The organism is Pseudomonas inefficax, assembly GCF_900277125.1.
GTDB lineage: Bacteria > Pseudomonadota > Gammaproteobacteria > Pseudomonadales > Pseudomonadaceae > Aquipseudomonas > Aquipseudomonas inefficax.
Map to the genome: position 1 here is coordinate 372,547 of NZ_OPYN01000207.1, position 24,305 is coordinate 396,851.

Consider the following 24,305-nt stretch of genomic DNA (forward strand, 5'->3'; position numbering starts at 1 on the left):
TTCACGGAGCATCGTGCAGTCCTTTCGCCGGTGCCAACGGCGACTGTGGGTCGAGCAGGGAAGAACGGATGAAGTGCAGGTAGCTTTGTGCGCGGCGCAGCACCGAAGTGTCGAAGTGGCGGGCGAAGGGCTCGTCGGTGGCCTGCACGCGGGCGATGGCGTGGTCCACTGCCACCAGCGCGCGTTCGTGGTTGCTGGCGCTGGGCTGCAGGAATAGCCGCGCCAGGGCACGGCCCATCACGCGGATGGCCTGGCGCCAGGGCTGCGATTCGGCGTAGGCCGGGTGCACCGGCGCACGGGCCTGCTCCTTGCGCAGCTCGATGATGGCATGGCCGATTTCCAGCACGGTGAACATCCAGCCCATCAACTGGCTCTGTACCTGCGGCTTGCCGGCTGCCAGGCCATAGGCCTGGTGCAGCAGGTCGCGGGTGCGGCTTTCGAAGGCCGTGCCGATGCCGCGCAGGCGGCCGCTGATGGCGAACAGCACCTGCTCGCGCAGCTCCTGTTCCAGGCGGCTCCACAGCCAGCGGCTGTTGGGCGGCAGGATGATCGCACCGGCAGCGGCACAGACGAACATGCCGATGACCATGCCGATGTAGTCGTTGATGAAGGTGTACGGGTCATACACGGTAAGGTTGTTCGGCACCGAACCGATGGCGAAGAACACCAGCAGGCCGATGCCGTAGCCAGCGTAGGCCGGCCGTGACGAAAGGAACGCGCCCAGCACGAACACCGGCGCCAGCACCATGCACAGCAGCGGGAAACCGTCGATCCAGGGGAACACGAAGAAGGTTTCGAAGAAGCCGACGAAGGCACCGATCGCCGTGCCGCAGGCCATCTGGAACGACATGCGCTTGGGGTTCGGCGAGGCCGCCGACAGGCCCACGGTGACGGTGGCGATCAGGGTCATCATGGCGCCGCTGGGCCAGTCGCTGAACAGCCAGTAGCTGCCCAGCAGCAACAGCACCGCCGAGGCGCGCACACCGGCGGCCAACGATACCAGCCAGCTGGTCTGCGCCACGTAGGGCTCATCCCACTGCTCGCGTTCGTGCCGGTGCGCGGCCAGCGAGGCGTGGGTTTCGGCGTAGCTGTACATCTCGTCGACGAAGCGGTAGAGCAGCTCGAAGGCGGTGTGGAAGTCGAGCAGGTCGGACTCGCTCGGCTCGGTTTCCAGGTACTCGGCGCGCAGGCCGCGCACCTGTGCCTGCAGGCCTTCCTTGTAGGCGGCCAGCTCCAGGGTCAGGCGCAGCGCATCGGCGTCGGTCAGCGCCCGGCCCACATAGGGCTGCAACAGCTCCACCAGGGTGTTCAGGCCCGGCTCGATGGCGCCCACGATCTGCAGCGGGCCGCGGGCGCGCAGGCGCTCCAGCAAACGGTGCAGGGCATTGAAGCGCGTGGTGATGGCCATGAACTCGCCGTTCATGCGCACCAGGCGACCAGAGCGCCGGCGCATGTGCGGGTCTTCGAAAGCGGTGACGTTGCGCAGGCTCTCGAGGCCCACGGCTTCAGCGACGAAGCGCACGTTGCTGCTCTCGAAACGGTCCCGCTGGCTTTCGCCGCGCAGGGCCTCGACCACCACCCCGGCGAACACGCCGAAGCGCTGGTACAAAGCGTTGCGCATGGCGGCACTGGCTGACTGTGGCAGGATCGCAGCGCTGACGAAGGTCGACACCAGAATGCCCAGGGCGATTTCCAGTACTCGCCATACCGCCGCCATGAACGCCTGGTCAGGGTGCTCCAGCACCGGCAGGCCGATCATTGCCGCGGTGTAGCCGGCCAGCACGAAGCCATAGGCGCGGAAGGTGCGGTAGCGCATGGCTCCGGCCGAGCACAGGCCTACCCACAGGGCCAGGCTGGGCAGGAACAGCTCGGTGTTTTGCGGGAAGATGGCGATCAGCGCCACCATCATCGCCGAGCCGGCCAGGGTGCCGAGCACCCGGTAGAAGCTCTTGGCGAACACATGCCCGCTTTGCGGCTGCATGACGATGAACACGGTGATCATCGCCGTGCGCGGTTGCGGCAGTTCCAGGCGCATGGCCAGCCACAGGGTGATGAACGCAGCGGCCAGCACCTTGAAGATGTACACCCAGGTCACCCCGTCGGTGCGCGCCCAGGCAAAGAAGCCCCGGCGCCATTCCAGGCTCTGCAGCCAGCGCACGGGCAAACTGGAAGTGCTCATTCGGCGTTATCCGGCTTCTTGTCGAAAATGGCCAGGGTGGCCGGGGTTTTCGGTGCGGCCTGGCGCTCCTCTTTCGGCACGTCCTGACCAGCCTGCAAGCCGCCGCCCAGGGCGGTGACCAGCTCGGCATGGGCAATCAAGCGGGCGGCCTGCACCTGCTGTTGCACCTGCTGCTGGCGGAACAGCAAGGTCTGGGCGTTGAGCACGTTGAGGTAGTCGGTAAGGCCACGCTGGAAGGCGACCATGGCGATGTCGTAGGTTTTCTGCGCGGCCGCGACCGATTCGGCGGCGAAGTGCGACTGCTCCTTCATCGACTCACGGCGGATCAGCTGGTCAGAGATATTCTTCAGCGCACCGACAACGGTCTGGTTGTAGCGCGCCACGGCCACGTCATAGCCCGCCGAGGCCACGCCCAGCTGCGAGCGCAGGCGGCCACCGTCGAAGATCGGCAGGCTGATGGCCGGGCCGACGTTGTAGTTGAACTTGCGCCCGGTGAGGAATTCCAGCGGGCCACCACCGGTTGCCATGAAGCCAAGGCTGCCGACCAAGTCTACGTTGGGAAAGAAGCCGGCGTGGGCTACATCGATGCCACGCGCCTGGGCAGCTACCTGCCAACGGCTGGCAACCACGTCGGGGCGTTGGCCGACCAGTTCGGCCGGCAGGTTCGACGGCAATTTCAGCGGCGCGGCCAGGGCCAGGCTCGGGCGCTGCAACTGCGCCCCCTCCCCCGGGCCCTTGCCAGCCAAGGCGGCCAGCTGGTTGCGGGCCAGCGCAATTTCTTCGTCGAGGCTATCGAGCTGGCGGTGGGTTTCCGGCAGCGGCGCTTCGGCCTGGCTGACCTCGAAGTGGGTGCCGATACCGGCATCCAGGCGGCGCTTGGCCAGGGCTAGGATCTGCTCCTGCTGCTCCAGCTCGGCCTTGACGATGTCGCGCTGGGCGAAGTGCAGGCTCAGCTGGATGTAGGCGCGCACCACGTTGTTCTGCAGCTCCAGCTGCGCCTGGCGGGCTTCGGCCACGCTCATGTGCGCCTGGTCCACGGCCTGCTCGCTGGCGTTGCGTTCGCGGCCCCACAGGTCGAGCGCATAGCTGAAGCCAATTGCGGCGTTGTTGTCCCAGGTATTGGCGCCGGACAGCGCGCCCGGGCCGTAGAACTGGTCCTCAGGCCAGTTGTGGCGCTTGAGCGTGGCCTGGCCGTTGGCCTGGAGCTTTTCCGCCGACTCGACCACGCCGGCCATGGCCTTGGCTTCGCGTACCCGCGCCGCAGCCATGGCCAGGCTCGGGCTGCCAGCCACGGCCAGGGCAACCCAGCGGTCCAGCTGCGGGTCACCATAGGCGCGCCACCATTGCTGATCGGGCCAATGGGCGTCGGTCGCGGCTTCGCGTATGGCCGCGTCGGTGGTCAGGGTGTTGGCTTGCAGCGTCTTGCTTTGCGGGGCGATGCCCCAGGTTCCGATACAGCCGCTCAGGGCGAGGGCAAGGGCACAGGCACTGAACGCATTGAGCGTTCTGATGATGCGACGCGGCACAGCTGCGATTTCCCGAGGAAGAGGTGAAGAGGCCGGGCAATTCTAGGGGGCGGCAGCACTGGCGATAAGCGTGGATTCCTGCGAATCTTTGTTACCAAAACAGCGATAATCCGCCTTTGGTCGAAGGCAACTTTTCATCTCTTTTACGTTACTTCGTGACACAATTTTGTCCTCTACATCGAGAGTGACCCATGGACACCCTGCAAAACATGCGTGCATTCAGTTGCGTAGCCCAACTCGGCAGCTTTACCGCTGCCGCCGGGCAGCTGGATACGACCACCGCGAACGTGTCGCGGGCGGTCTCCAATCTGGAAGCCCATCTGCAAACAAGGCTGCTCAACCGTACCACCCGCCGCATTGCGCTGACCGAAGCCGGCAAGCGCTACCTGATGCGTTGCGAACAGATTCTTACCTATGTCGAAGAAGCCGAGGCCGAGGCCAGCGACGCCCATGCCCGCCCGGCCGGGCAATTGAAGGTGCACTCGATGACCGGGGTCGGCCAGCACTTCGTGGTCGACGCCATCGCCCGCTACCGCGAATCGCACCCGGACGTGACCTTCGACCTGACCATGGCCAACCGCGTGCCCGACCTGCTCGACGAGGGCTATGACGTGTCCATCGTGCTGGCCACCGAACTGCCCGACTCGGGGTTCGTGTCCCAGCGCCTGGGCATCACCTACAGCATCGTCTGCGCCTCGCCTGCCTACATCGCCCGCCACGGCGTGGCGCACAAGCCTGCCGACCTGCTCAAGCACGCCTGCCTGCGCATGGTCAGCCCGGTGATCCCGTTGGAGAAATGGCTGTTCGACGGACCGGAAGGCCAGGAGATGGTCAACATCACCAGCTCGCCGTTCATGGTCAATACTGCCGATGCCATGAAGACTGCGATCCGCAGCGGCATGGGCGTAGGCGTGTTGCCGATCTATTCGGCCATCGAAGGCCTGCGCGATGGCAGCCTGGTGCGGGTACTGCCCGAGTACCGCCTGCAGGAGCTGAACCTGTACGCCATCTACCCGTCGCGGCAGTACCTGGATGCCAAGATCAAGACCTGGGTGGAGTACCTGCGCAACTCGCTGCCAGAGATTCTGGCAGCCCATGAGGCGGACCTGAAAACCCATCAGGTGATGATCGCCAACTAAAAAGCTGCTGCATTGCGGGGGCGGACAATGGTAGGTTGCTAACCATTGCCGGCCTCTTCGCGGGTAAACCCGCTCCCACAGGTACACCACTGCCTTCCAGGCCTGTGCAATATCTGTGGGAGCGGGTTCACCCGCGAAGAAACCACCACCGCCCCACTGCCTTGCAGAGAAGTTGCCCGATGAAAAAGACCGTCCTGGCCTTCAGCCGTATCACCCCGGCCATGGCCGAGCGCCTGCAGCAAGACTTCAACCTGATCCTGCCCAACCCCAAGCTGGGCGACATCAGCGCCCAGTTCAACGCAGCCCTGCCCGAGGCCCACGGCCTGATCGGCGTCGGCCGCAAGCTCGGCCGGGCGCAGCTGGAAGGCGCGGCCAGGCTGGAGGTGGTGTCCAGCGTTTCGGTCGGCTACGACAACTACGACCTGGACTACTTCAACGAACGCGGCATCGCCCTGACCAACACCCCCGACGTGCTGACCGAAAGCACCGCCGACCTGGGCTTTTCGCTGATCATGGGCTGCGCCCGCCGCACCGCCGAGCTGGATGCCTGGACCAAGGCCGGCAACTGGCAAGCTACCGTAGGCCCGGCGCACTTCGGCAGCGATGTGCACGGCAAGACCCTGGGCATCGTCGGCATGGGCAACATCGGTGCCGCAATTGCCCGCCGTGGCCGATTCGGTTTCAACATGCAGGTGATCTATTCCGGCAACAGCCGCAAGAGCGCGCTGGAGCAAGAGCTGGGCGCGCAGTTCCGTAGCCTGGAACAACTGCTGGCCGAAGCCGACTTTGTCTGCATCGTGGTGCCGTTGTCCGATGCCACCCGCAAGCTGATCGGTGCGCGTGAGTTGCAACTGATGAAGCCGAGCGCGTTCCTGATCAACATCGCCCGCGGGCCGGTGGTGGACGAGGCGGCGCTGATCGAGGCACTGCAGAGCGGCACCATTCGCGGTGCGGGCCTTGATGTGTACGAGAAAGAGCCGCTGAGCGATTCGCCGCTGTTCAAGCTGCCCAATGCCCTGACCTTGCCGCACGTTGGCTCGGCCACTGCCGAAACCCGCGAGGCCATGGCCAACCGGGCAATCGACAACCTGCGCGCGGCGCTGCTGGGTGAGCGGCCGCGGGACCTGGTGAACCCGCAGGTGTGGAAGGGCTGATAGCCCCGTGCTGCCTGCCTGGCCCTTTCGCGGGCTCGCCCGCTCCCACAGGTACACCACCGCCCTGAAGGCCTGTGCAGTACTTGTGGGAGCGGGCGAGCCCGCGAAAGGGCCGGCACAGGCAACCCATCACCTATTTGGCCACCACAACACCCCCAGCCAACTTGACTCTGGGCTTGCGAAACACCAGCACATTCCCCGCCATCACCGCCACCAGCCCCAACAAAGCCGGCGCCGTCCACTGATATCCCTCGGCCACCGCCGACACATTCAGCGCCACCAACGGGAACAGCACCGTGCAGTACGCTGCCCGCTCCGGCCCCATGCGCCCGACCAGGGTCAGGTAGGCGGTAAAGGCGATCACCGAGCCCGGCACCACCAGGTACAGCAACGAGCCGATATACCGTACGTTCCATTCCATGCTGAACGGCACCCCGCTGACCACGCAGAACACCGCCAGCATCACCGCCCCGTAGACCATGCCCCAGGCATTGGTGGTCATGGGTTTGAGCCCAGCCTTCTGCTGCATGCTCGACAGCATGTTGCCGGCCGAGAAGCACAGCGTGCCGAGCAGGGCCAGGCCGAGGCCGTACAGGGTTTCGCGGCTGGCCGCATGGTGCGCCAGCTCCGGCCAGAACAGCAGGCCCAGGCCAAGTAACCCCAGGGCGCCACCACCAAGCACATTGCCGGCGATCTTCTGGCCGAAGAAGATCCGCGCGTTGAGCGCGTTCCACAGGGTGGCGGTGGAGAACACCACGGCGATCAGGCCGCTGGCAATCCACTGGCTGGCGCTGAGGAAGCAGATGAAGTTGACGCAGAACAGGCACAGGCCCTGGGCTAGGCAAATCTGGTGGCCACGCCGGTTCATCGGCTGCAGGCGGCGAGTGAGCAGCAGGAAGGCGAACAGGATCAGCCCGGCCAGGGCGAAGCGGTAGACAATCGAGACCGGAATGGCGACCACGCCCAGCTGGAGTTTCAGGGCGATCCAGGTAGTGCCCCAGATCAGGACGGTGAGCAGGTAGAGTGACAGGTTCATGGCGGCGGTTCCTTGGGCCTTTCAAGATCGGTGCCCGGCGCTTCGCGGCTAAAGCCGCTCCCACAGGGACCGTGCTGCTCTCGAGGCTGGCGCGGTCCCTGTGGGAGCGGGTTCACCCGCGAATCGAGGGCGCAGCCCTCGCCGAGGCATTTCAGTGTTCTCCTGTCGAACACCCACGCGCTTGCACAAACTTGCGCATTTGTCCTGCCGGTGGCTGTAAGCCTGCCCAAGGCGCAGTAGGATGGCTGGCAAGAGGAACCGCCCATGACCCCACTTACCCAGCTGCAAGTGTTCAACGCCATGCACGCCTCGCCCCATGCCCGCCTGGAGCTGAGCGCGCACCTGGGCGACGGGCTGGCGGCAGCGTTGTGGAGCAACCGCGACGATGCCCGCGATTACCAGGCACCGAGCCATCACACCCTGTCGTGCTACATCGCCGACGGCACCGGCACCTTTCGCCGCCAGCGCCCCGGCGACAAAGGGGCACCCGACAAGCTGTGCGTGATGCCGGCCGGGCATGAATCGAACTGGGTGGTCAATGGCGCGATCCGCCTGGCACACCTGTATGTCAGCGAGGCCCAATTTGCCTTGGGCTGTGTTCGCCTGCTCGACCGTGAACCGCGTGAGCTGCAACTGCAGGAAGCGACCTTTCTCGATGACCCGCAGCAGGCCAAGCGCTTTCGCCAGCTGATAACTCTGGACTGGGACGAACCTGGCGAACGCTTGCTGGCCAGCAGCCTGGCGCACGATATCGTCGACCATGCGCTACTCAACCAGGTCGGGCTGCGCCAGGGCCTGCGCCTGAAAGGCGGGCTGGCTCCGAGCCTGCGCCGGCAAATGGTCGACTACATCGAAGCGCACCTTGACCAGCCCATTACCCTGGGTGAACTGGCCGTGCGCTGCAACCTGTCCGAATACCACTTTGCGCGCATGTTCCGCGCCAGTTTCGGGCTGCCGCCGCATCAATATCTGCTGGCCCGGCGGCTACATCGGGCTTGCCAGCTGTTGCGGTTGGGGGTGATGCCGCTGGGGGATATTGCCCTGTCGTGCGGGTTTGCCAGTGCCAGCCATTTCAGCAACCGGTTCCGCCTAGCGGTCGGTGCAACGCCGGGCGAATACCGTAGTGCTTTCTGTTCGTGATATTGGGGCCGCTTTGCGGCCCTTCGCGGGCACGCCCGCTCCCACAGTGACCGCGGCGCTGCCCATACTTGTGGGAGCGGGCGTGCCCGCGAAGGGCTGCAAAGCAGCCCCAAATGCCTAGAACTCGAAGGTACTGGACAAGCTCACCTGCCGCGCATCACCAATGGCCACAAAGTACTGGTTCACCGCCGAGCTGTAGTAGACCTTATCGAACAGGTTCTTCACGTTCAGCTGCAACAGCACCTTGTGCTCGTCGAGCCTGGTCTCGTAGCTGGCAAAGGCATCGGCCACGGTATAGGACGGCAGGTCGAAGGTGTTGGTCGGGTTGCCAGCGCGCTCGCCCACGTACCGCGCCCCCGCGCCAATGCGCAGGCGATCGCCGCCGAACAGGCTGCCATAGTCATACACCGCCGACAGCGAACCACTGTGGCGGGCCACGTTCTGCAGGCGGTTGCCCTTGAGGTCCGGGTCCTTGGTCACTTGCGCATCGGTGAAGGCGTAGCTGCCGATCAGGCTCCAGCGCTCACTCAACTGGCCGGTCAGGTCCAGCTCGACGCCGCGTGAACGCACCGCGCCGGCGTTGCGGTAGATGATTGTCCCGGGTTGGCTGTCGCCGTCGGCCACCAGTACGTTGCGCTTGTCGATGTCGAACAGTGCCAAGGTGCCGGTCAACGCGCCTGGCATGTCGAGCTTGGCGCCCAGCTCCCACGACTTGCCTTCCTCCGGGGCAAAGCTGCCGTCGAGGGTCTGGGTACGGCCGCCACCAATGCTCAAGGGAGCAATCGTCGAGTTGGGCTTGAACGATTCGCTGTAGCTGGCATAGAGCGACAGCTGTTCGTCTACCTTGTAGACCACACCGGCATGCGGTACCCAGCTCTGGCCGCCGGTGTCGGTGTTGACCAGGAACGGCCGGCCGCGCCCGGCCCACTGGTCGTATTGCTGGAAGCGTGCGCCAGCCACCAGGATCCAGTGGTCGTCCAGGTGCAGGGCATCCTGAAAGAACAGCGAGTCGGTCCGCAGCTTGTCGGTCTGGTCACTGTCGCTGGCCTTCACGTTGGTACCTTCCACTTCCTGGCCATAGACGGGGCTCACATAGCTGAAGGTGGATCGGGGCGTCTGCCGGATCAGGTCCCCACGAAAGACCTTGCGGTCTTCATGATCGACACCGAACAGCAGGTCGTTCTGCATCCCGGCCAGTTCCACATTGCCGGCCAGGCTCAGGGTGGCGAACTGGTCACGACTCATGGCGTTGTGGGTGCCATCGATACTGCGCGACAGCGTGCCGCTTTTTTCATTCGCGCCGGTCACCCGCACCTGGCTGGCATCATAGGTTTCGCGGTTGAAGCTGTAGCCGAAGTGCAGCTTCCAGTCATCGGCCAGCTGGTGATCGACTTCCAGACGGTACAGGTCGGAACGCCCTTCCATGTCGTTGAAGGGCTCGTCCAGGCGCCGCGTGGCAGGGATGTCCAGCGGGTGGCCGTTGCTGCCGAACGCAGTACCACGGTCGAAGGGGTAGAGAAACTCGCGGTGCTCATAGGCCAGTACTACCTGGGTGTCTTCACCCAGCCAGGCCAGCGACGGCGCCACCAGAGACTCACGGTGCACGCCGTAGTTGCGCCAGTAATCTTCATCTTCGTGGTCGACGATCAGGCGATAAGCCAAGTTGCTGTCGCCCAGCGCGCCGGTACTGTCGAAGCCGCCACCGCTGCCGTTCTTGCCGCTGCCGTAGGTGGACCCGCGCACGGTCAGGGCGTTGTACTGTTCGAGTTGCGGGCGCTTGCTGACCACGTTGATCACCCCGCCCGGGTCCTGGATGCCGTATAGCAGCGAGGCCGGGCCCTTGAGTACTTCGACCCGCTCGGTGCTGGCGTTGAGGCTGCGGCCCTGCACGATGGGCATGCCATCGCGCATGATCGAGCCGTCGCGGTTGTCGCCGAAGCCGCGCTTCATCACCGTGTCGGAGGTGCCACCGAAATTGTTGCCCTGGGTGATGCCGCTGACATTGGCCAGGGCGTCATCGAGGTTGCGGGGGGCCTGGTCACGGATGACCTGGGCCGGTACCACGTTGATGGCCTGGGGGATGTCCTGGCTAGGGCCCTGCCCGCGCATGATCGAGGCGATAGCCGGTGGCTGGTAGCTGTGGTCGTCCAGTTGCGAGGTCACGGTGATGGCCTGCAGGTTGAGGGCACCGGAGGTGTCCACCGCTTCGAGGGTGAAGGTGCGTGCATCGACGCGGCGCCAGGCCAGCCCGGTAGTGCCCAGCAGCTGTTGCAAGGCGTGTTCGGCGCTGAACCTGCCGTTCAGCGCCGGCGCCTGCTGGCCGGGAAGTTCCAAGGTGTAGACGACGCTCTGGCCTGTGGTGCGGCTGAAGGCATCGAGTGCCTGCGCCAAGGGTTGCGCCGGCTGGGCGAAGGTGTACGCCTGCTGTTGCTCCGCGGCGCAGGCCAAGGGGGCAAGAGTAAATGCCGGGAGCGCGCAAAGGCCGAGCCAGAGAGGGACGCAACGCGGGGTGAACTTCATGGACGCTGACCTGTGAGAGGGATATGACTGCGAATGAATCGCACTTCCACTCATTACACGGATGCCACGTTCTGTTACCTCACCCGCTATCTGAAAATATTTTTGCCTGTGCGGGCCTCTTCGCGGGTGAACCCGCTCCCACAGGCACTGCACAGGATTTGAAACTTGCGCCCTTCCTGTGGGAGCGGGCAAGCCCGCGAAGAGGCCGGCACAGGCGACTACCTGATGACAGTCAACCGCCCCAGCACAGTCTGCCGCGAAAAGCCCATCACCTTGCCCAGCGAATCCAGCGCCAGCATCGGCTCGGCCACGGGGAAACTGCCACTGACCTTGCGCTGCCCCAGTTCACCATCAAGCAACAGGATGCGCCCCGGGTAATAACGCCCCAGGTCCTCGATCACCTGCGCCAGCGGCACCTGGTAGTAATTCAGCCAGCCCTGGCGCCATGCCAGGCGGTTGTCGCTGTCCACCGCCAGGGTGTCGCCAACTCGGCCGGTAGCGTAGGCCACCTGCTGGTTGGCCGTCAGTTCACGCGCTGCGGCGCCCGGTGCCGGGCTCACCGCCACCCGCCCGCTGCGCACCGTGACCTGGGCGCCCTCGCCCCGCTCGCGCACCTCGAACTGAGTGCCAAGCACGCGCACCTCGCCGCCGGCAGCTTCCACCACGAACGGGGCGCCGGTATGCGTGACCTGGAAGAACGCCGCGCCATGCAACAACCGCACGCGGCGCTCGCCCTGCACAAAATCGACTGTAATCGCGCTCCCTGCATCCAGCGTCACCTGTGACTGGTCGGCCAAGGTCACCTGGCGAACTTGATCAGCACTGCTGTAGTCGGCCTGCAGGTCCTGCAGCCACAGGCCCGGGCGCCAACCACCGGCAACGCCCACGGCCAGCACCAGGCAGGCAGCCATCGCCAACGCCGCGACCCGTTGCCGCCAGGGGCGCCCGGCCGGCGGCCTGGCCATCGCATCCAGGTAACGTTGCAGCTTTGCCTGTTCTTCAGCGGCCAGGCGCGCCGCCGGGGCGGCGCTGTTCTGCCACAGCGCCTGGGCCTGGGCGTAGGCCTCACGGTGCCCAGGGTCGGCCAGCAGCCAACGCTTGAACGCCGTGCCCTCGGCTTGCGCAGGCTGCTCGTTGATGCGGCTGAGCCATTGCAGTGCAGCCCGGGACTGCGCCTCGGTGATCGGCGGTAAACAGCTCATCGACGGGCACTCCCTGGCCGGCGTGGGGTGGACGCGGGCTCGGCAACACTCGCCTTGCACGCTTCGAGGGCGCGCATCATATGCTTTTCCACAGCACTCTGGGACAGTTGCATGGCCTTGGCGATCTCGCCGTACTTGCAGCCGTGGATACGGTTGAGCAGGAAGATCTGCCGGGTGCGCTCGGGCAAGGCGCGCAAGGCAGCGTCGATGCGCTGCAAGTCGTGATCAACCTCCACGGCCTGCTCCGGGGCCTGGGCCATGGCCACCTCATCCAGCGGCAGCACAGCTTCGGCCACGCGTTCGCGGCTACCCTCGCTGCGCAGGTGGTCGATGGCCAGGTTGCCGGCGCAACGCAGCAGGTAGGTATCCAGCGCCTCGACCTTGACCTCGGGCCGACGCCAGAAGCGCAGGAACAGTTCCTGGACCAGGTCCGATGCCGTGGCGCGGCAGCCGACCCGGCGGCTCACCAGCGCCTCCATGCGCGCCCGCTGGGCCTGGAACACCTGGACGAAGCGCGCACGCCCGCCGCCGCTTTCGGCATCCACCTCGGTCATGTCGCCCGGCTCGCTCACCGGCTCACTCGGAGAACACGGCCAGTAACGGCCCCAGCACCACGCTGGCGGCGGCCAGGCCCAGCAACAGGCGGGGCTGGTATGGCAGGCCGAACACCCACAGGGTCACCCCGGCCATCAACACTGCGGTCCACTCCACCAGGCCATGGGCCCAGCCACGCAGGTGCACGCTCAGCACCAGCGACAGCACCAGCAGCAGCCAGCCCGCGCCGCGCAACAGGCGCAACTGCCCGGGGCGCGGCTTGCGCCCGAGCAGGTCGACAAAGTGTTTCTCCATGGCCAGGCACAGGGCAACGAAGCCGGCGTAAGCGATCAATGCATTACCCAGCATCAGCTCGCCTCCGCCGTTTCAGTGCTTGGCTTTTTTGCTGCACGAGGTGCCCGCTTGGCCACAGGCTTCGGGCTGCGCAACATCTTGCCGGCCAGCCAGCCCAGGAACAGGCCGGTGCCCAGCGCTGTCAGGTCGAAGCCGGCCATCGCCCAGTCACCCGCCGGCAGCGAATGGTTCAGGCCCTGGCCGGTGGTCAGGCCGTTGAGCAGCGGCAGCAAGGCAAAGGCCAGCGCGCCCAGCGCCAGTTGCTCGCCCCAGGCCCGGCGCCCGCTACGCAGCACAGCGTGCACCAGCGACAGGCCCCAGACGGTGAAGAAGGCGTTGACCTCCCAGTCGGCTCGGCCTTCGACACCCATCGGGATCAGGCGGTTGGCCCAGAAGAAGCCCGCCACGGCCAGCAGCAGGCCGCTCATGCTGGCGATATTGAGCACCTCGACCAGGCGCAGTTCGCCCGGCAGGCGTTCGCTGCTGGCATGCTTGAGCTGGCGTTTGCCCAGCCACATCACCAACCCGGTGCCGATCACCGCGGTACCGGCCAAGCCAAAGAAGAAGTACAGCCAGCGCAGCCAGGGCCCGGCGAAATTGCCCATGTGCAGGCCGGCAAAGCTGAAGGCGGTCATCATTACACCGCTTTCCGGCTTGCCCTGGCTCAGCAGCGCACCGCTGGCACCATCGAAGGTCCAGTTGGCGCTGCGCCGATAGGCCACATGGTCAGCCGCGGACTGGGTGAAGGTGACGCGGGCATTGCTGTCGCCGGCGTTTTCCACCTGGATACGGCCAATACGCGCGCCCGGTTGCAGGTCCTGCACCTTGGCGTACAGGCTCGGCAACGGTACCAGCGGTGCGGCCACATGGGCCGCCTTGGGCGCATCGTTACGGCCGAACAGGTCGTTGAAGTACTTGCCGGTGTCATTGCCGTAGCCGGCCATGATGCCCGCCGGCATCACCATGTACATGAACAGCACCAGGCTGCTGTAGCTGATCATCAGGTGGAACGGCAGCACCAGCACGCCAATGGCGTTGTGCCCATCCAGCCAGGAGCGCTGGCCCTTGCCGGGGCGGAAGGTGAAGAACTCCTTGAAGATCTTCTTGTGGGTGATGATGCCGGTAACCAGCCCCAGCAGCATGATCAAGGCGCAGAACGTCGACAGCCAGCGGCCGAAGGGGTATGGCATCTGCAGCTGGAAGTGGAAGCGGTAGAAGAACTCGCCACCGCGGCTGTCGCGTGCCTCTACCGGCCGGCCGGTCTGGGTATCGAGGGTCTTGGTGACGAAGCCGCGTGGCCCGCCATTGGGGTCGCGATAACCCACGCTCAGGGCGGCCTCGCGTGCGTTGGGCATGCGGATCAGCCAGGTGCCCGAATGCCCGGCGTTGTCCTGCAGGTAACGCTGGGCCACCTCCAGGCTACGGGTCGGCTCCAGGGCATGGCTGCGCACCTCTGGCTGCGACCAATGGGTGATTTCTTCCTTGAAATACGACAGCGTGCCGGTGAGGAAGATGGCGAACAACAGCCAGCCGAAGATCAGGCCGGTCCAGGTGTGCAGCCAGGCCATGGCCTGGCGGAAGCCTTCTTTCATGGGTTTTTCATCCAGTAGGCCAACCCGCTGATCACCCCCAGCAGCACGCTTGGTGCCAGCACGCCCAGCCAGGCGCGCAAAGCGCTGCGGCAGGCAAAGCACCAGATGAACGCCAGCAGGTAGAAGACGAATGACAGCAGCAGGCCGGTGAGCGTGGCATCGACCCGTGGCAGCGGCGCTACCAGGGCAATGCAGACGCTGGCCATGGACGCCAGCAGGTAGCCGCCCAGCAGCGCGGCCAGGCTGCGTGAAGCCACGGCCAGACGATAGCTGGGCGAGAGACCGGCAGTTTTGCGCGTCATGGCGAAGGTCCGGGCGTTTTCGGGCCTGCAATAATAATGATTTCAATTCTCATAAGCAAAGGCCGAGCGATGAGCCGCCTGCCGCCCTGAATGCAACAAGAAATTTATTTTCAAAAAGGGCTTGAATTCGTTTCGCCGTTGCCTGACCTTAGAGTCAAGAGACGCAGAAATACCAAGGGTCTCAAAGGCCTAGGCGCGTCTCCATGCGAGCAAGCTGAATAAGGATTGAATCATGCAAATCCAGGTCAACAGCAGCAACCATTTCGAAGGCAACGCCCGGCTCGACCAGTGGGTCCGCAGCACACTGCAGAACTCGCTGGAACGTTACGAAGACGACCTCACCCGCATCGAGGTTCACCTGCGCGACGAGAACGGCGCCAAGCCCGGACCGCATGACAAACGCTGCCAGATGGAGGCTCGCCCCAAAGGCCACCAACCGATTTCCGTGACCCACACCGCCACTTCGCTGGACCAGGCGGTCGATGGTGCCGCCACCAAGCTCAATCACGCGCTGGAACACTTCTACGGCAAGCTGCGCAGCAAGCGCGGCGCCTTGGAGCTGAGTGACCCGGACGCCTGATCGGCACCGCAGACAACGCCCGGCCCCGTGCCGGGCGTTTTCGTTTGGGTCGATCAATGGCGCTGAACCAACTGGCGTTCGCGCCGGTCAACCTCTGCAGTCATTCACCGCAGAAGCAAGACCATGAACAACCCATTCGAACGAATCAGTGCTGCATTCGCCCCCGAATACCGGGTCAACCTGAGCATCACCAACCTCGACGGCAGCATCATGCTGACCCTGTCAGACGACGCCGGCGTGGTTGCCAAGCGGCTCATCACCCAAGCTCAGCGCAATGACCCGGTGCGCCTGCAGCGGGTGATCGACAGCATTCGCCTGGGCCTGGCCATCGAGCACAGCCAGAACCCGATGCAGGTGCTGGCCGCGCTGACCCGCGATGCCCGCCAGGAGCCGCGCCACTTCGTCGCCAACTGAGGCTTACTTGCCCTCTTCCACTTCCTTGCCGTTGGCGTCCAGCGCCTTGGTCGAGGGGTAGCGGTAGGAGGCGTAGCGCACCACCAGGATCGAGAACGCCAGCAACAGGATGCCGCCGCACACGTACAGCAGCCCTGCGTCCGGCGCCTTGTGGTGCGAGACATCGCCGATCAGCAGGCGGGTCAGCGCGGTGATGGCCACGTAGAGCAGGAAGCGGATCGGCATGTGGTTGGTCTTGAAGTAGATCCCGACCATCGCCCCCAGCTCCAGGTAGATGAACAGCAGCAGGATGTCATCGACACTGACCCCGCCCTTGCCGAGCATGTCCAGGAACGTCACCACCGCCGCATAGGCGGTGATCGCGCCAATGCCGAACAGTGCCAGGTAATGGAATGCCTCGACGCACAGGTTGCCCAGCGAGTCGGCGGAGCCGTGCAGGCCCTTGCGCAGCTTTTCTGCCCATTTGGTGTTCACGATGTTCCATTCCCCGATACGTCTTGAAGGATGATGCGTCACCGGTGTGACGCTTGTGCCATGCAGTTAAAGGGCCAGGCCCCTGGCTTGGAAGGCGACCGATTGCCGCAAGGCACGTTGAGGCCATGTTCCGGAAGGACTTTTGCACCAATGCTTGAGTGATGTGTCGCCTGGACCGGCCCTTTCGCGGGTAAACCCGCTCCCACAGGTACTGTGCAAGTCTTGAAGACTGTGATGATCCTGTAGGAGCGGGTTTACCCGCGAAGAGGTTCGGTTCATGCCACGCTACAATTTCTGCTTGCGAACCGATCAACATTGCCATTACTGTATATGGATACAGTACAAACCCAGCAAAAGGCATAGAGGTGATGAATGGCCGTCGAAGTGGTGTACCGCAGCAGCCGCGACCCGGAGCGCTTGTTCATGGATAAGGCCGAAGCAGACCGTCACGACAAGATGCTCGAACTGGCCGAGCGCCTGGCCGAAGTACTGCACAAGGCAGTGCCCTCGCTGAGCGAGAAACAGGTCGAGGAAGCTGGTATCTACATGGCCAAAAACCGCGATGTGTTCGCCCGGGCCTTCAAGAGCCAGCCGGATGCGTTGGCCGAGTTGCTCGAGGGTGGCGCTGCCGAGTGATGTCGGCGGCGCCTGCTTCGCGGGTAAACCCGCTCCCACAGGTACTCCACAATGTTCAAGACCTGTGCGATACCTGTGGGAGCGGGTTTACCCGCGAAGAGGCCAGCAAGGCCAATATCAACTTTCAGCCATACAACAACCGCTCCGCCAACATTTGCGCGACCCGCGCCGGCGAGCGCTTCTCTGCCTGGGCATGGCCAAACACTTCGGTCAGCCGTGAAGGTATTCGCGCCAGGTGCGCAGTGATGGTACCCAGGTCTTCGCCACGATGGGTAAGTGCCACGTAGATCAACCCTCCGGCATTGATCACGTAATCGGGCGCATACAGTATCCCGCGCGATTCCAGTTGGTCGGCTACCTGTAAAGTGGTCAGCTGATTGTTCGCCGCCCCCGCCACTGCCGCGCAACGCAACTGCATCACGCTCTGCCCGTTCAACACCGGCCCCACGCCGCAAGGAGCAAAGATGTCGCAAGGGGTGCTGATCAACGCATCGTTGGTCACCGGATGGGCATTGAACTGCTCCACCGCCAGCCGCACCCGCCCTGGGTCCAGATCGCTCACCAGCAGGTCTGCACCCGCCGCATGCAGTTGCTCCGCCAGCGCATAACCGACATTGCCCAACCCTTGCACCGCCACTCGCAACCCTTGCAGGTCATCACTGCCAAGGCGGAACGAAGTGGTGGCACGAATGCCGGCAAAAACCCCCATCGCCGCATGCGAAGAGGGGTCCCCCGAGGCCGTGGTGCTGGTCACATGCGGCGTAGTCTGAGCAATACAGTCCATGTCCAATGTCGAGGTGCCGCTGTCCACGGCGATGATGAAGCGCCCTTGCAAGGTATCGATGAAGCGGCCAAAGGCCTCGAACAGCGCGGCCCGGTTTTCCACATGCGGGTTGCGCATGATTACCGCCTTGCCGCCCCCCAGTGGCAGGCCGGCCAGCGCCGCCTTGTAGCTCATGCCCTGGGCCAGGCGAATGGCATCGATCATGGCGCTTTCATCATCGGCATAAGGCAAGTAGCGGCAACCGCCCATGGCCGGGCCCAACTGCTCGCTATGGATCGCCACCACGGCCTTCAGCCCGGTGGGCGGGTCGGTGAACAAGTGCAGCGACTGGGTCCGGGTGCTTTGCATCAGCGCGAACATCGACAGGCTCCCCTACGAGGTGCTCCTTCCAGTATAGGCGCGGCCCTTGGGCTGGCGCCGCCGCCGGACCACTGGACGAAACCGCCGGCTGCGGCTAATACTCAAGCGTGTGTGGAGAAGCCCATGAAGCCACGTCAAGCCTGCCTGGCCTGCCTGGAACGCGAGCCCGTCGCCCTGCTGGAAGCCGCATTATGGATTGCCGCCGAGCACGACCGAAGCGTCGAGCCCGCGGACAGCCTTGCCATGCTGCATGGCCTGCAGCGCGAGATAAGCGCCAACCTGCCGATGCTGCCACTGTGCGAACTGGCCCAGCCACTGCTGCGCCAACTCAATGCCCTGGGCTTCCAGCAGGATGAACACCACCCGCTACGCCCGCATGCCGCGATGATGGACAAAGTGCTGCAGCGACGCCGTGGCCAACCGCTGACCCTGGCCATCCTCGCCCTGGAACTGGCCCGGCGCCTGTCCATTCCCCTTGAGGGCGTAGGATTCCCAGGCCATTTCCTGGTGCGCGTGCCGGGTGCCGATCATCTGCTCGACCCCTGTGGCGGCCGGCGCCTGTACCCCAACGATTGCCGTGAGCTGCTGGCTCGCCAGTTTGGCCCGCACGTAGCGCTGACTGCCGAGCACATGCGCAGTGCCAGCCCGCTGCAGATGCTGCAACGCCTGTCACGCAACCTGCGCCAGTTGCATATCAGCAACGACAACCACCTGGCGGCGCTGATTGATGCCGAGCGGGTCATGCAACTTGGCCCGGTGCAGGTCAGTGACTATGTGACCCGTGCTTCGCTCTACCAGCATCTGGATTGCCCGCAGGCCGAGCGCTTTGACCTGGAGCATGCGTTATTGCTGACAGAGGACCCGGTCCAGCGCCTGAAACTGTCCGAACGTATCGGCAAGCTTCCGGCGACGAACCGTTCCATTCACTGAGCCGGGCTGTCCGGCTGCCGGGCGGGATGGGCCTGTACGAACGCCGGGTGCCCCGCCGCCAGGGCGGCAACCCGCAGGATGCGCGGGTAGCTGTCGAGGTCGATATTGAAGCGTTCGGCCGCATACAGCTGCGGGATCAGGTAGATATCCGCCAGGCCCGGCTGATCACCGAAGCAGAAGCCGTGATCGCCAATCAGTTGCTCCACTGCCGCCAACCCCTGGCTGATCCAGTAGCCGATCCACTGGTTGACCTGACTTTCGTCCTGGCCAGCCTGGCGCAGCCGGTTGAGCACGCTGACGTTGTGCAGCGGGTGGATGTCGCAGCCGATGATCGCCGCCACGCCCCGCACCTTGGCGCGCGCCTCGGCCGTGGCAGGCAGCAGCGCGGGCTGTGGATAAGCCTCTTCCAGGTACTCGATGATCGCCGGCGACTGCACCAGCAGCTCACCGCCATCGGTGCGCAAGGCCGGCACGCGGCCCTGCGGGTTGACTGCGACATAGCCCGCACCGCGCTGCTCACCCTGCAACAGGTTGACCGGCAAGGACTGGTAGGCCAGCCCCTTCAGTGCCAGGGCAATGCGCACCCGGTAGGACGAGGTGGAACGGTAATAGGTGTACAGCTCCATGCCCGTGCCCCTCAGTTGGCGGCGATGACCGTGCCGCGGCATTCGCCGAAACCGATGCTGGCCACGCCATCACGCGCGCAGCGGGCACGCAGGATGATCTCGTCGCCGTCTTCGAGGAACTTGCGCACCTCGCCACTGGCCAGTTCCACCGGCTGCTTGCCGCCTTCGGTGATCTCCAGCAGGCTGCCGAACGAACCTGGCGTGGCGCCCGACAGCGTGCCCGAACCGAACAGGTCACCCGGTTGCAGCTGGCAGCCGTTGACGCTGTGATGCGCAACCAGCTGCGCGACGGTCCAGTACATGTTGCGGGTATTGCTCAGGGCCAGGCGGTGCGGGGCAAGGCCTTGCTCGCGCATGCGCTCGGTCAGCAGCAGCACCTCAAGCTCGATATCGAAAGCACCGGCGGCCTGGTCGCGCTTGTCCAGCAGGTACGACAGTGGCTGCGGGTCGCCTTCCGGGCGTGCCGGCTGGGCACAGCGGAACGGTTCCAGCGCTTCGGCGGTCACCACCCAGGGCGAGATGCTGGTAATGAAGCTCTTGGACAGGAACGGCCCCAGCGGCTGGTATTCCCAGGCCTGGATATCGCGCGCCGACCAGTCGTTGAGCAGACACAGGCCGGCCACGTGCTCGGCGGCATCGCCTACCGGGATCGCCTGGCCCATGTCGTTGCCCTGGCCGATCCAGATACCCAGCTCCAGCTCGTAGTCCAGGCGCGCGCAGGGACCGAAGCTTGGCTCGGTGTGCCCGGCCGGCAGGGTCTGGCCCTTGGGGCGGCGCACGTCGGTGCCGGACGGGCGAATGGTCGAGGCGCGGCCGTGATAACCGATCGGCACGTACTTGTAGTTGGGCAGCAGCGGGTTGTCGGGGCGGAACAGCTTGCCCACGTTCTTGGCGTGCTCGATGCCCACGTAGAAGTCGGTGTAGTCACCGATCTGCGCCGGTACATGCAGCTGGCAAGCGCTAGCCGGATACAGTGCGGCCTGCAGCGCCGCCTGGTGCTCGCTGTGTTCGCCCAGCAGTACCAGCAGGCGCTCGCGCAGGGCAACGCGGGCACTGCGGCCGAGGGCGAAGAATGCGTTCAAGACCCCACCATGGGTGGCCTCGACAGCGGCCTTGGCGGCACCGTCGAACAGGCCGGCGGCCAGCACCGCTTCCAGGTCGAGGATCGCGTCGCCGATGGCCACGCCACAGCGTCTGGCTTCACCCGGCCGGCTGAAGATGCCCAGCGGCAGGTTCTGCAGCGGGAAGTCGCTGTGCCCGTTGGCGTGCTCGACCCAGCTACGGGCAATGGCAGTGTGATTCATGGGTTATCTCCGGCTCGGGTTGAAGGTGCTCGGCAAGGTGGCCCAGCAACTATCGTAGTCGGCCTGCAACTGCGGGCATTCAAGGGCTTGCAGGCTCGGGCGCAGCACCTGGCTGGTCTCGAACATGAAGGCCATGGTGTTATCGATCTTGTGCGGCGCCAGGTCGGCGGCAATGGCCTTTTCGCAGGTTTCGGCGTCGGGGCCATGGGCGCTCATCACCCCATGCAGCGAGGCACCGCCCGGCAGGAAACCCTCGGCCTTGGCGTCGTAGGCACCGTTGATCAGGCCCATGAACTCGTTCATCAGGTTGCGGTGGAACCATGGTGGACGGAAGGTGTTCTCGGCCACCATCCAGCGTGGCGGGAAGATCACGAAGTCCATGTTGGCCAGGCCATGCACGCTTGTCGGCGAGGTCAGCACGGTGAAGATCGACGGGTCCGGATGGTCGAAGCTGACCGTGCCGATGGTGTTGAAGCGGCGCAGGTCGTACTTGTACGGCACGTTGCTGCCGTGCCAGGCGACCACGTCCAGTGGCGAGTGCTGCAGTTCGCAGGCCCAGTGTTCGCCAAGGAACTTCTGCACCAGTTGCACCGGGCCATCGGCCTCTTCGTAATGCGCCACCGGCGTGAGAAAGTCGCGCGGGTTGGCCAGCCCGTTGCTGCCGATCGGGCCCAGGTCCGGGATGCGCAGCGGCGCGCCGTGGTTTTCGGCGATGTAGCCGCGTGCCTCGCCGTCGAGCAGTTCGACGCGGAACTTCATGCCACGTGGGATAACCGCGATTTCCAGCGGCTCGACTTCCATCACCCCCAGCTCGGTGGCAATGCGCAGGCGCCCCTGTTGCGGCACCAGCAGCAGTTCACCGTCGGCGTTGAAGAACACGCGCTCCATGGAACGGTTGGCGCGGTAGATGTAGATGCTCACGCCGGCCGGTTTTTCCGCAGCAGCGTTGGCCACCATCGGCAGCCAGCCTTCGATGAAATCGGTCGGTTCGACGGGGATTGGCTGGGGGCTCCAGCGCAGGCGGTTGGGGGTGATGGCCCCCAGCGGGCCGGTCAGCGGCTGGCGCGCCAGGCGCTCGAAACGCGGGTGCAGGGCAGACGGGCGAATACGGTACAGCCAGGTGCGGCGCAGCTCGCTGCGGGTCATGGTGAACGCCGTGCCCGACAGCAGCTCGGCATACAGCCCATAGGGTGCCTTCTGCGGCGAGTTCTGCCCGACCGGCAGGGCCCCTGGCAGCGCTTCGCTGGCAAACTCGTTGCCGAAGCCGCTGAGGTAGTGAAGGTCGGGTGACGTATCGCGATTCATCGATGCCTCCGGGCTCTGGCCGAGCCGTTGCTGGCAGCTGGCTGCTGGCCCGGGGCGGGGTGGCAGCGCGTCTGCATTGTTTTTATCGTAATCAGATTACGAATAACGTAATTTGCTACGGACAATGCGTCAAGCTATAAAGGCGCGACTCGACGAATCCGGAAGAAGATGTCCATGGCCAAAGCCAGCTCCCCCGCCGACAACGGCAAGCAGAAAGTCCGCTCGGCGGAGGTCGGCACCGACATCCTCAAGGCCCTTGCCGAGCTCTCCCCGTCCACCTCCCTGTCGCGCCTGGCGGAACATGTGCAAATGCCAGCGAGCAAGGTGCACCGTTACCTGCAGGCATTGATCGCCAGCGGTTTTGCCGAGCAGGATGCGGCCACCAACCATTACGGCTTGGGGCGCGAGGCACTGCGGGTGGGGCTGGCGGCGCTGGGCAGCATCGATGTGCTGAAGATTGCCGCGTTGCCGTTATCGCAGCTGCGCGATGAACTTAACGAGAGCTGTTTCGTTGCCGTATGGGGCAACCAGGGTGCGACAGTGGTCAGCATCGAGCCGGCAGTACGCGCGGTCACCGTGGTAACGCAGATCGGCTCGGTACTGCCGCTGCTCACATCGTCCACCGGGCTGGTATTCGCCGCCTACCTGCCCGAGCGCGAGACCGTGGAGTTGCGTGACCGGGAACTGGCCGCCCTGCAGCACAACGCTGCCGACTACCAGGCGGTGTTGGCGGGCATCCGTGAACGTGGCCTGCACCATGTGCACGGGCTGTTGATGCCGGGCGTGGATGCGCTGTCGGCCCCGGTGTTCAATGCCATGGGGCAGATCGCCGCGGTGATGACGGTGGTCGGGCCAACGTCGATCTTCCATGCCGACGAGCATGGCCCGGCGGCGCAGCGGCTGCTGGCGGCAACGCGGGAAACCAGCTGGCGCATGGGGTACTCGCCCGCTAGCTGAGCGCCTGCGGCACTATTGCCCGAAACGTAAAGGTGAATGTCATAAGCGGCTATTTTTCCTACAGGATCAGGCGCTTATTCTTAACTCACTGGCCGGCATGAAGGGCTCTCCCCCCCGCCTTTCAGGCCTGCGAGGTTCACCGACGTAGATTTTGAAGCTCCTTGATCTGACGTCTCGATTGGCCGCTGCGGCTTGCAGCGGCCTTTTTTATTTGCCCTGAAAATTTCCGTCGCCTGTGCTGGCCTCTTCGCGGGCTTGCTGAACTGGCCTAATGATCCCGGACACCTCTTAAGGGCGATATGATTCGCCCAATCAGGAGGTTCATGCAAGAACGAAAGACCTACACCCGCGAGTTCAAGCAACGTGCTGCCAGCATGGTTCTAGATGACCACTGCTCGATTCCCGACGTCTGCGCATCAATGGACGTCGGCCCTACAGCCCTGCGCCGCTGGGTTGATCAGGTACGTAAAGAGCGACAGAAGGGCCAGCCAGTAGCCGGTACCAAAGCGATCAGCGACGAACAGCGAGAGCTCCAGCAACTGCGAGCCAAGATCAAGCGCCTGGAGACCGAGGCTGAAATCTTAAAAAAGGCTACGGCTCTCTTGATGTCGGATCCCGATCGTTTTTCCTGATCGAGGAACTGAGAGAGTCAGGTTCGTATCCGACCAGCCTCCTTTGCAGTGCGCTGAGCGTGTCCCGTAGCGCGTTTTATGACTGGCTTCGCCGCCGTTCAGTGCCGAATACCAAGCGTGACGAACTCAGAGAAAAAGTCATTCAACTGCACGGCGAAAGCAGGGGAAGCGCGGGTGCGAGAATGATCTCTGAGCACCTGAAGGCCCAGCAGCTCAAGGTGGGGAGGTATCTGGCCGGAAAACTCATGGAGGAGGCAAATCTGGACAGCAAGCAACGCCGTCCGCATCGAAATCGCTCCAAAGGCGTTGAAGCGTTTGTGGCCAAGAATCTGCTCGCGCGTAACTTTGAGCCAACAGCAATTAACCAGGTCTGGTGCGGTGATGTGACCAGTTTGATGGTCGGGAAGCGCTGGTATCACCTAGCAGTAGTGATTGATTTGTTCGCGCGTCGGATCGTTGGCTGGGCGTTTTCCCTGATCAACGACGCCAACTTGGTTAGCAAGGCGCTGAGGATGGCGGTAGGGGTCAGGGGCAAGCATGCAGGCTTGATGTTTCACTCGGATCAAGGCTGCCAATACACCAGCCAGCGCTTCCAGTCCGAGCTGCTTGAGCATGGGACAACGCA

General features: G+C 64.4%; 24 protein-coding genes. 10 read left to right on the plus strand and 14 right to left on the minus strand.

The features are described from left to right. Nucleotide 1: 1 nt before the first annotated feature. Both JV551A3_RS26770 and JV551A3_RS26775 read right to left on the minus strand, forming a co-directional pair. Nucleotides 2-2,179: an FUSC family protein gene (locus JV551A3_RS26770; RefSeq protein ID WP_133975358.1), complete on the minus strand. Its 2,178-nt coding sequence runs from the start codon at nucleotides 2,177-2,179 to the stop codon at nucleotides 2-4. Beyond that, nucleotides 2,176-3,705, minus strand: coding sequence for an efflux transporter outer membrane subunit (locus JV551A3_RS26775; RefSeq protein ID WP_133975360.1), 1,530 nt, complete (start codon nucleotides 3,703-3,705; stop codon nucleotides 2,176-2,178). Before JV551A3_RS26775 ends, JV551A3_RS26770 begins: the two co-directional genes overlap by 4 nt. Before the next feature lie 191 nt (nucleotides 3,706-3,896). Between JV551A3_RS26775 and JV551A3_RS26780 the strand changes: the two genes are divergently transcribed. Further along, a complete protein-coding gene (locus JV551A3_RS26780) occupies nucleotides 3,897-4,844 on the plus strand; it encodes a LysR family transcriptional regulator (protein WP_112250215.1) in 948 nt (315 codons plus the stop codon). 179 nt (nucleotides 4,845-5,023) lie between these two features. Next, nucleotides 5,024-5,998 (plus strand): 2-hydroxyacid dehydrogenase, encoded by a 975-nt coding sequence (locus JV551A3_RS26785; protein WP_133975362.1) that lies wholly within the window; start codon nucleotides 5,024-5,026, stop codon nucleotides 5,996-5,998. A gap of 133 nt (nucleotides 5,999-6,131) precedes the next feature. On the opposite strand, the gene JV551A3_RS26795 is transcribed toward JV551A3_RS26785, so the two are convergent. Continuing rightward, entirely contained in the window at nucleotides 6,132-7,034 is a 903-nt protein-coding gene (locus JV551A3_RS26795) for a DMT family transporter (protein WP_133975364.1), read from the minus strand. A 264-nt stretch (nucleotides 7,035-7,298) separates the two neighbouring features. Here JV551A3_RS26795 and JV551A3_RS26800 point away from each other — a divergent pair, with 264 nt between their 5' ends. After that, nucleotides 7,299-8,174, plus strand: coding sequence for a helix-turn-helix domain-containing protein (locus tag JV551A3_RS26800; protein WP_133975366.1), 876 nt, complete (start codon nucleotides 7,299-7,301; stop codon nucleotides 8,172-8,174). A 117-nt stretch (nucleotides 8,175-8,291) separates the two neighbouring features. Here the strand turns inward: JV551A3_RS26800 and JV551A3_RS26805 are convergent, their stop codons facing one another. From JV551A3_RS26805 to JV551A3_RS26830, 6 genes are all read right to left on the minus strand, one after another. Further along, on the minus strand, nucleotides 8,292-10,694 hold the full coding sequence (locus JV551A3_RS26805; protein ID WP_133979233.1) for a TonB-dependent siderophore receptor: 2,403 nt from the start codon (nucleotides 10,692-10,694) through the stop codon (nucleotides 8,292-8,294). Between the two features lie 218 nt (nucleotides 10,695-10,912). Continuing rightward, nucleotides 10,913-11,896, minus strand: coding sequence for a FecR family protein (locus JV551A3_RS26810; RefSeq protein ID WP_133975370.1), 984 nt, complete (start codon nucleotides 11,894-11,896; stop codon nucleotides 10,913-10,915). Further along, the gene (locus JV551A3_RS26815) at nucleotides 11,893-12,450 is read right to left on the minus strand and encodes an RNA polymerase sigma factor (RefSeq protein ID WP_166674304.1); all 558 of its coding nucleotides are present in this window, start codon (nucleotides 12,448-12,450) and stop codon (nucleotides 11,893-11,895) included. The genes JV551A3_RS26810 and JV551A3_RS26815 overlap by 4 nt, the downstream gene beginning before the upstream one ends. A gap of 22 nt (nucleotides 12,451-12,472) precedes the next feature. Then, entirely contained in the window at nucleotides 12,473-12,799 is a 327-nt protein-coding gene (locus JV551A3_RS26820) for a DUF3325 domain-containing protein (RefSeq protein ID WP_133975374.1), read from the minus strand. Next, entirely contained in the window at nucleotides 12,799-14,376 is a 1,578-nt protein-coding gene (locus JV551A3_RS26825; protein WP_133975376.1) for a PepSY-associated TM helix domain-containing protein, read from the minus strand. Before JV551A3_RS26825 ends, JV551A3_RS26820 begins: the two co-directional genes overlap by 1 nt. After that, nucleotides 14,373-14,678, minus strand: a complete 306-nt coding sequence (locus JV551A3_RS26830; protein WP_133975378.1) for a DUF3649 domain-containing protein — start codon at nucleotides 14,676-14,678, stop codon at nucleotides 14,373-14,375. Before JV551A3_RS26830 ends, JV551A3_RS26825 begins: the two co-directional genes overlap by 4 nt. 232 nt (nucleotides 14,679-14,910) lie before the next feature. Between JV551A3_RS26830 and JV551A3_RS26835 the strand changes: the two genes are divergently transcribed. Both JV551A3_RS26835 and JV551A3_RS26840 read left to right on the plus strand, forming a co-directional pair. Beyond that, nucleotides 14,911-15,258 carry an HPF/RaiA family ribosome-associated protein gene (locus JV551A3_RS26835; RefSeq protein ID WP_003260689.1) on the plus strand — a complete coding sequence of 116 codons (348 nt, stop codon included), beginning with the start codon at nucleotides 14,911-14,913 and terminating at the stop codon, nucleotides 15,256-15,258. Nucleotides 15,259-15,381: 123 nt separating this feature from the next. Further along, a complete protein-coding gene (locus tag JV551A3_RS26840; protein ID WP_112250197.1) occupies nucleotides 15,382-15,672 on the plus strand; it encodes a DUF3509 domain-containing protein in 291 nt (96 codons plus the stop codon). Nucleotides 15,673-15,675: 3 nt separating this feature from the next. Here JV551A3_RS26840 and JV551A3_RS26845 read toward each other — a convergent pair whose 3' ends face one another. After that, a complete protein-coding gene (locus tag JV551A3_RS26845) occupies nucleotides 15,676-16,146 on the minus strand; it encodes a phosphate-starvation-inducible protein PsiE (protein WP_133975380.1) in 471 nt (156 codons plus the stop codon). A 372-nt stretch (nucleotides 16,147-16,518) separates the two neighbouring features. On the opposite strand from JV551A3_RS26845, the gene JV551A3_RS26850 reads away from it, so the two are divergent. Then, nucleotides 16,519-16,782 carry a YebG family protein gene (locus JV551A3_RS26850; protein ID WP_112250189.1) on the plus strand — a complete coding sequence of 88 codons (264 nt, stop codon included), beginning with the start codon at nucleotides 16,519-16,521 and terminating at the stop codon, nucleotides 16,780-16,782. 124 nt (nucleotides 16,783-16,906) lie between these two features. On the opposite strand, the gene JV551A3_RS26855 is transcribed toward JV551A3_RS26850, so the two are convergent. Continuing rightward, entirely contained in the window at nucleotides 16,907-17,926 is a 1,020-nt protein-coding gene (locus JV551A3_RS26855; protein WP_133975382.1) for a Leu/Phe/Val dehydrogenase, read from the minus strand. A 123-nt stretch (nucleotides 17,927-18,049) separates the two neighbouring features. Between JV551A3_RS26855 and JV551A3_RS26860 the strand changes: the two genes are divergently transcribed. After that, a complete protein-coding gene (locus JV551A3_RS26860; RefSeq protein WP_112250184.1) occupies nucleotides 18,050-18,856 on the plus strand; it encodes a SirB1 family protein in 807 nt (268 codons plus the stop codon). On the opposite strand, the gene maiA is transcribed toward JV551A3_RS26860, so the two are convergent. Genes maiA through hmgA form a run of 3 tightly spaced genes read right to left on the minus strand, consistent with a single transcriptional unit; the run spans nucleotide 18,850 to nucleotide 22,091 of the window. Next, nucleotides 18,850-19,482 (minus strand): maleylacetoacetate isomerase, encoded by a 633-nt coding sequence (gene maiA / locus JV551A3_RS26865; RefSeq protein WP_133975384.1) that lies wholly within the window; start codon nucleotides 19,480-19,482, stop codon nucleotides 18,850-18,852. The two genes, JV551A3_RS26860 and maiA, sit on opposite strands and share 7 nt — an antisense overlap. Nucleotides 19,483-19,493: 11 nt before the next feature. Next, entirely contained in the window at nucleotides 19,494-20,786 is a 1,293-nt protein-coding gene (gene fahA / locus JV551A3_RS26870; RefSeq protein ID WP_133975387.1) for a fumarylacetoacetase, read from the minus strand. Nucleotides 20,787-20,789: 3 nt separating this feature from the next. After that, nucleotides 20,790-22,091, minus strand: a complete 1,302-nt coding sequence (gene hmgA / locus JV551A3_RS26875) for a homogentisate 1,2-dioxygenase (protein ID WP_133975389.1) — start codon at nucleotides 22,089-22,091, stop codon at nucleotides 20,790-20,792. A 174-nt stretch (nucleotides 22,092-22,265) separates the two neighbouring features. Here hmgA and JV551A3_RS26880 point away from each other — a divergent pair, with 174 nt between their 5' ends. The 3 genes from JV551A3_RS26880 to JV551A3_RS26890 form a co-directional block, all read left to right on the plus strand. Next, complete coding sequence (locus tag JV551A3_RS26880; protein WP_133975391.1) at nucleotides 22,266-23,048, plus strand: IclR family transcriptional regulator; 783 nt, start codon at nucleotides 22,266-22,268, stop codon at nucleotides 23,046-23,048. Nucleotides 23,049-23,371: 323 nt separating this feature from the next. Then, a complete protein-coding gene (locus tag JV551A3_RS26885; protein ID WP_133970486.1) occupies nucleotides 23,372-23,680 on the plus strand; it encodes a transposase in 309 nt (102 codons plus the stop codon). A gap of 8 nt (nucleotides 23,681-23,688) precedes the next feature. Then, nucleotides 23,689-24,305 (plus strand): IS3 family transposase (locus JV551A3_RS26890; RefSeq protein ID WP_235874646.1); only part of this gene is annotated, 617 nt, incomplete at its 3' end.

Excerpts from the sequence above, each read along its gene's own strand:
- maiA (WP_133975384.1), bottom strand. The coding sequence starts at position 19,482 with ATGGAGCTGTACACCTATTACCGTTCCACCTCGTCCTACCGGGTGCGC.
- fahA (WP_133975387.1), bottom strand. The coding sequence starts at position 20,786 with ATGAATCACACTGCCATTGCCCGTAGCTGGGTCGAGCACGCCAACGGG.
- hmgA (WP_133975389.1), bottom strand. The coding sequence starts at position 22,091 with ATGAATCGCGATACGTCACCCGACCTTCACTACCTCAGCGGCTTCGGC.
- JV551A3_RS26795 (WP_133975364.1), bottom strand. The coding sequence starts at position 7,034 with ATGAACCTGTCACTCTACCTGCTCACCGTCCTGATCTGGGGCACTACC.
- JV551A3_RS26815 (WP_166674304.1), bottom strand. The coding sequence starts at position 12,450 with ATGACCGAGGTGGATGCCGAAAGCGGCGGCGGGCGTGCGCGCTTCGTC.
- JV551A3_RS26855 (WP_133975382.1), bottom strand. The coding sequence starts at position 17,926 with ATGTTCGCGCTGATGCAAAGCACCCGGACCCAGTCGCTGCACTTGTTC.
- JV551A3_RS26825 (WP_133975376.1), bottom strand. The coding sequence starts at position 14,376 with ATGAAAGAAGGCTTCCGCCAGGCCATGGCCTGGCTGCACACCTGGACC.
- JV551A3_RS26830 (WP_133975378.1), bottom strand. The coding sequence starts at position 14,678 with ATGACGCGCAAAACTGCCGGTCTCTCGCCCAGCTATCGTCTGGCCGTG.
- JV551A3_RS26880 (WP_133975391.1), top strand. The coding sequence starts at position 22,266 with ATGGCCAAAGCCAGCTCCCCCGCCGACAACGGCAAGCAGAAAGTCCGC.
- JV551A3_RS26840 (WP_112250197.1), top strand. The coding sequence starts at position 15,382 with ATGAACAACCCATTCGAACGAATCAGTGCTGCATTCGCCCCCGAATAC.
- JV551A3_RS26860 (WP_112250184.1), top strand. The coding sequence starts at position 18,050 with ATGAAGCCACGTCAAGCCTGCCTGGCCTGCCTGGAACGCGAGCCCGTC.
- JV551A3_RS26885 (WP_133970486.1), top strand. The coding sequence starts at position 23,372 with ATGCAAGAACGAAAGACCTACACCCGCGAGTTCAAGCAACGTGCTGCC.
- JV551A3_RS26805 (WP_133979233.1), bottom strand. The coding sequence starts at position 10,694 with ATGAAGTTCACCCCGCGTTGCGTCCCTCTCTGGCTCGGCCTTTGCGCG.
- JV551A3_RS26810 (WP_133975370.1), bottom strand. The coding sequence starts at position 11,896 with ATGAGCTGTTTACCGCCGATCACCGAGGCGCAGTCCCGGGCTGCACTG.
- JV551A3_RS26770 (WP_133975358.1), bottom strand. The coding sequence starts at position 2,179 with ATGAGCACTTCCAGTTTGCCCGTGCGCTGGCTGCAGAGCCTGGAATGG.
- JV551A3_RS26785 (WP_133975362.1), top strand. The coding sequence starts at position 5,024 with ATGAAAAAGACCGTCCTGGCCTTCAGCCGTATCACCCCGGCCATGGCC.
- JV551A3_RS26850 (WP_112250189.1), top strand. The coding sequence starts at position 16,519 with ATGGCCGTCGAAGTGGTGTACCGCAGCAGCCGCGACCCGGAGCGCTTG.
- JV551A3_RS26800 (WP_133975366.1), top strand. The coding sequence starts at position 7,299 with ATGACCCCACTTACCCAGCTGCAAGTGTTCAACGCCATGCACGCCTCG.
- JV551A3_RS26835 (WP_003260689.1), top strand. The coding sequence starts at position 14,911 with ATGCAAATCCAGGTCAACAGCAGCAACCATTTCGAAGGCAACGCCCGG.
- JV551A3_RS26780 (WP_112250215.1), top strand. The coding sequence starts at position 3,897 with ATGGACACCCTGCAAAACATGCGTGCATTCAGTTGCGTAGCCCAACTC.
- JV551A3_RS26820 (WP_133975374.1), bottom strand. The coding sequence starts at position 12,799 with ATGCTGGGTAATGCATTGATCGCTTACGCCGGCTTCGTTGCCCTGTGC.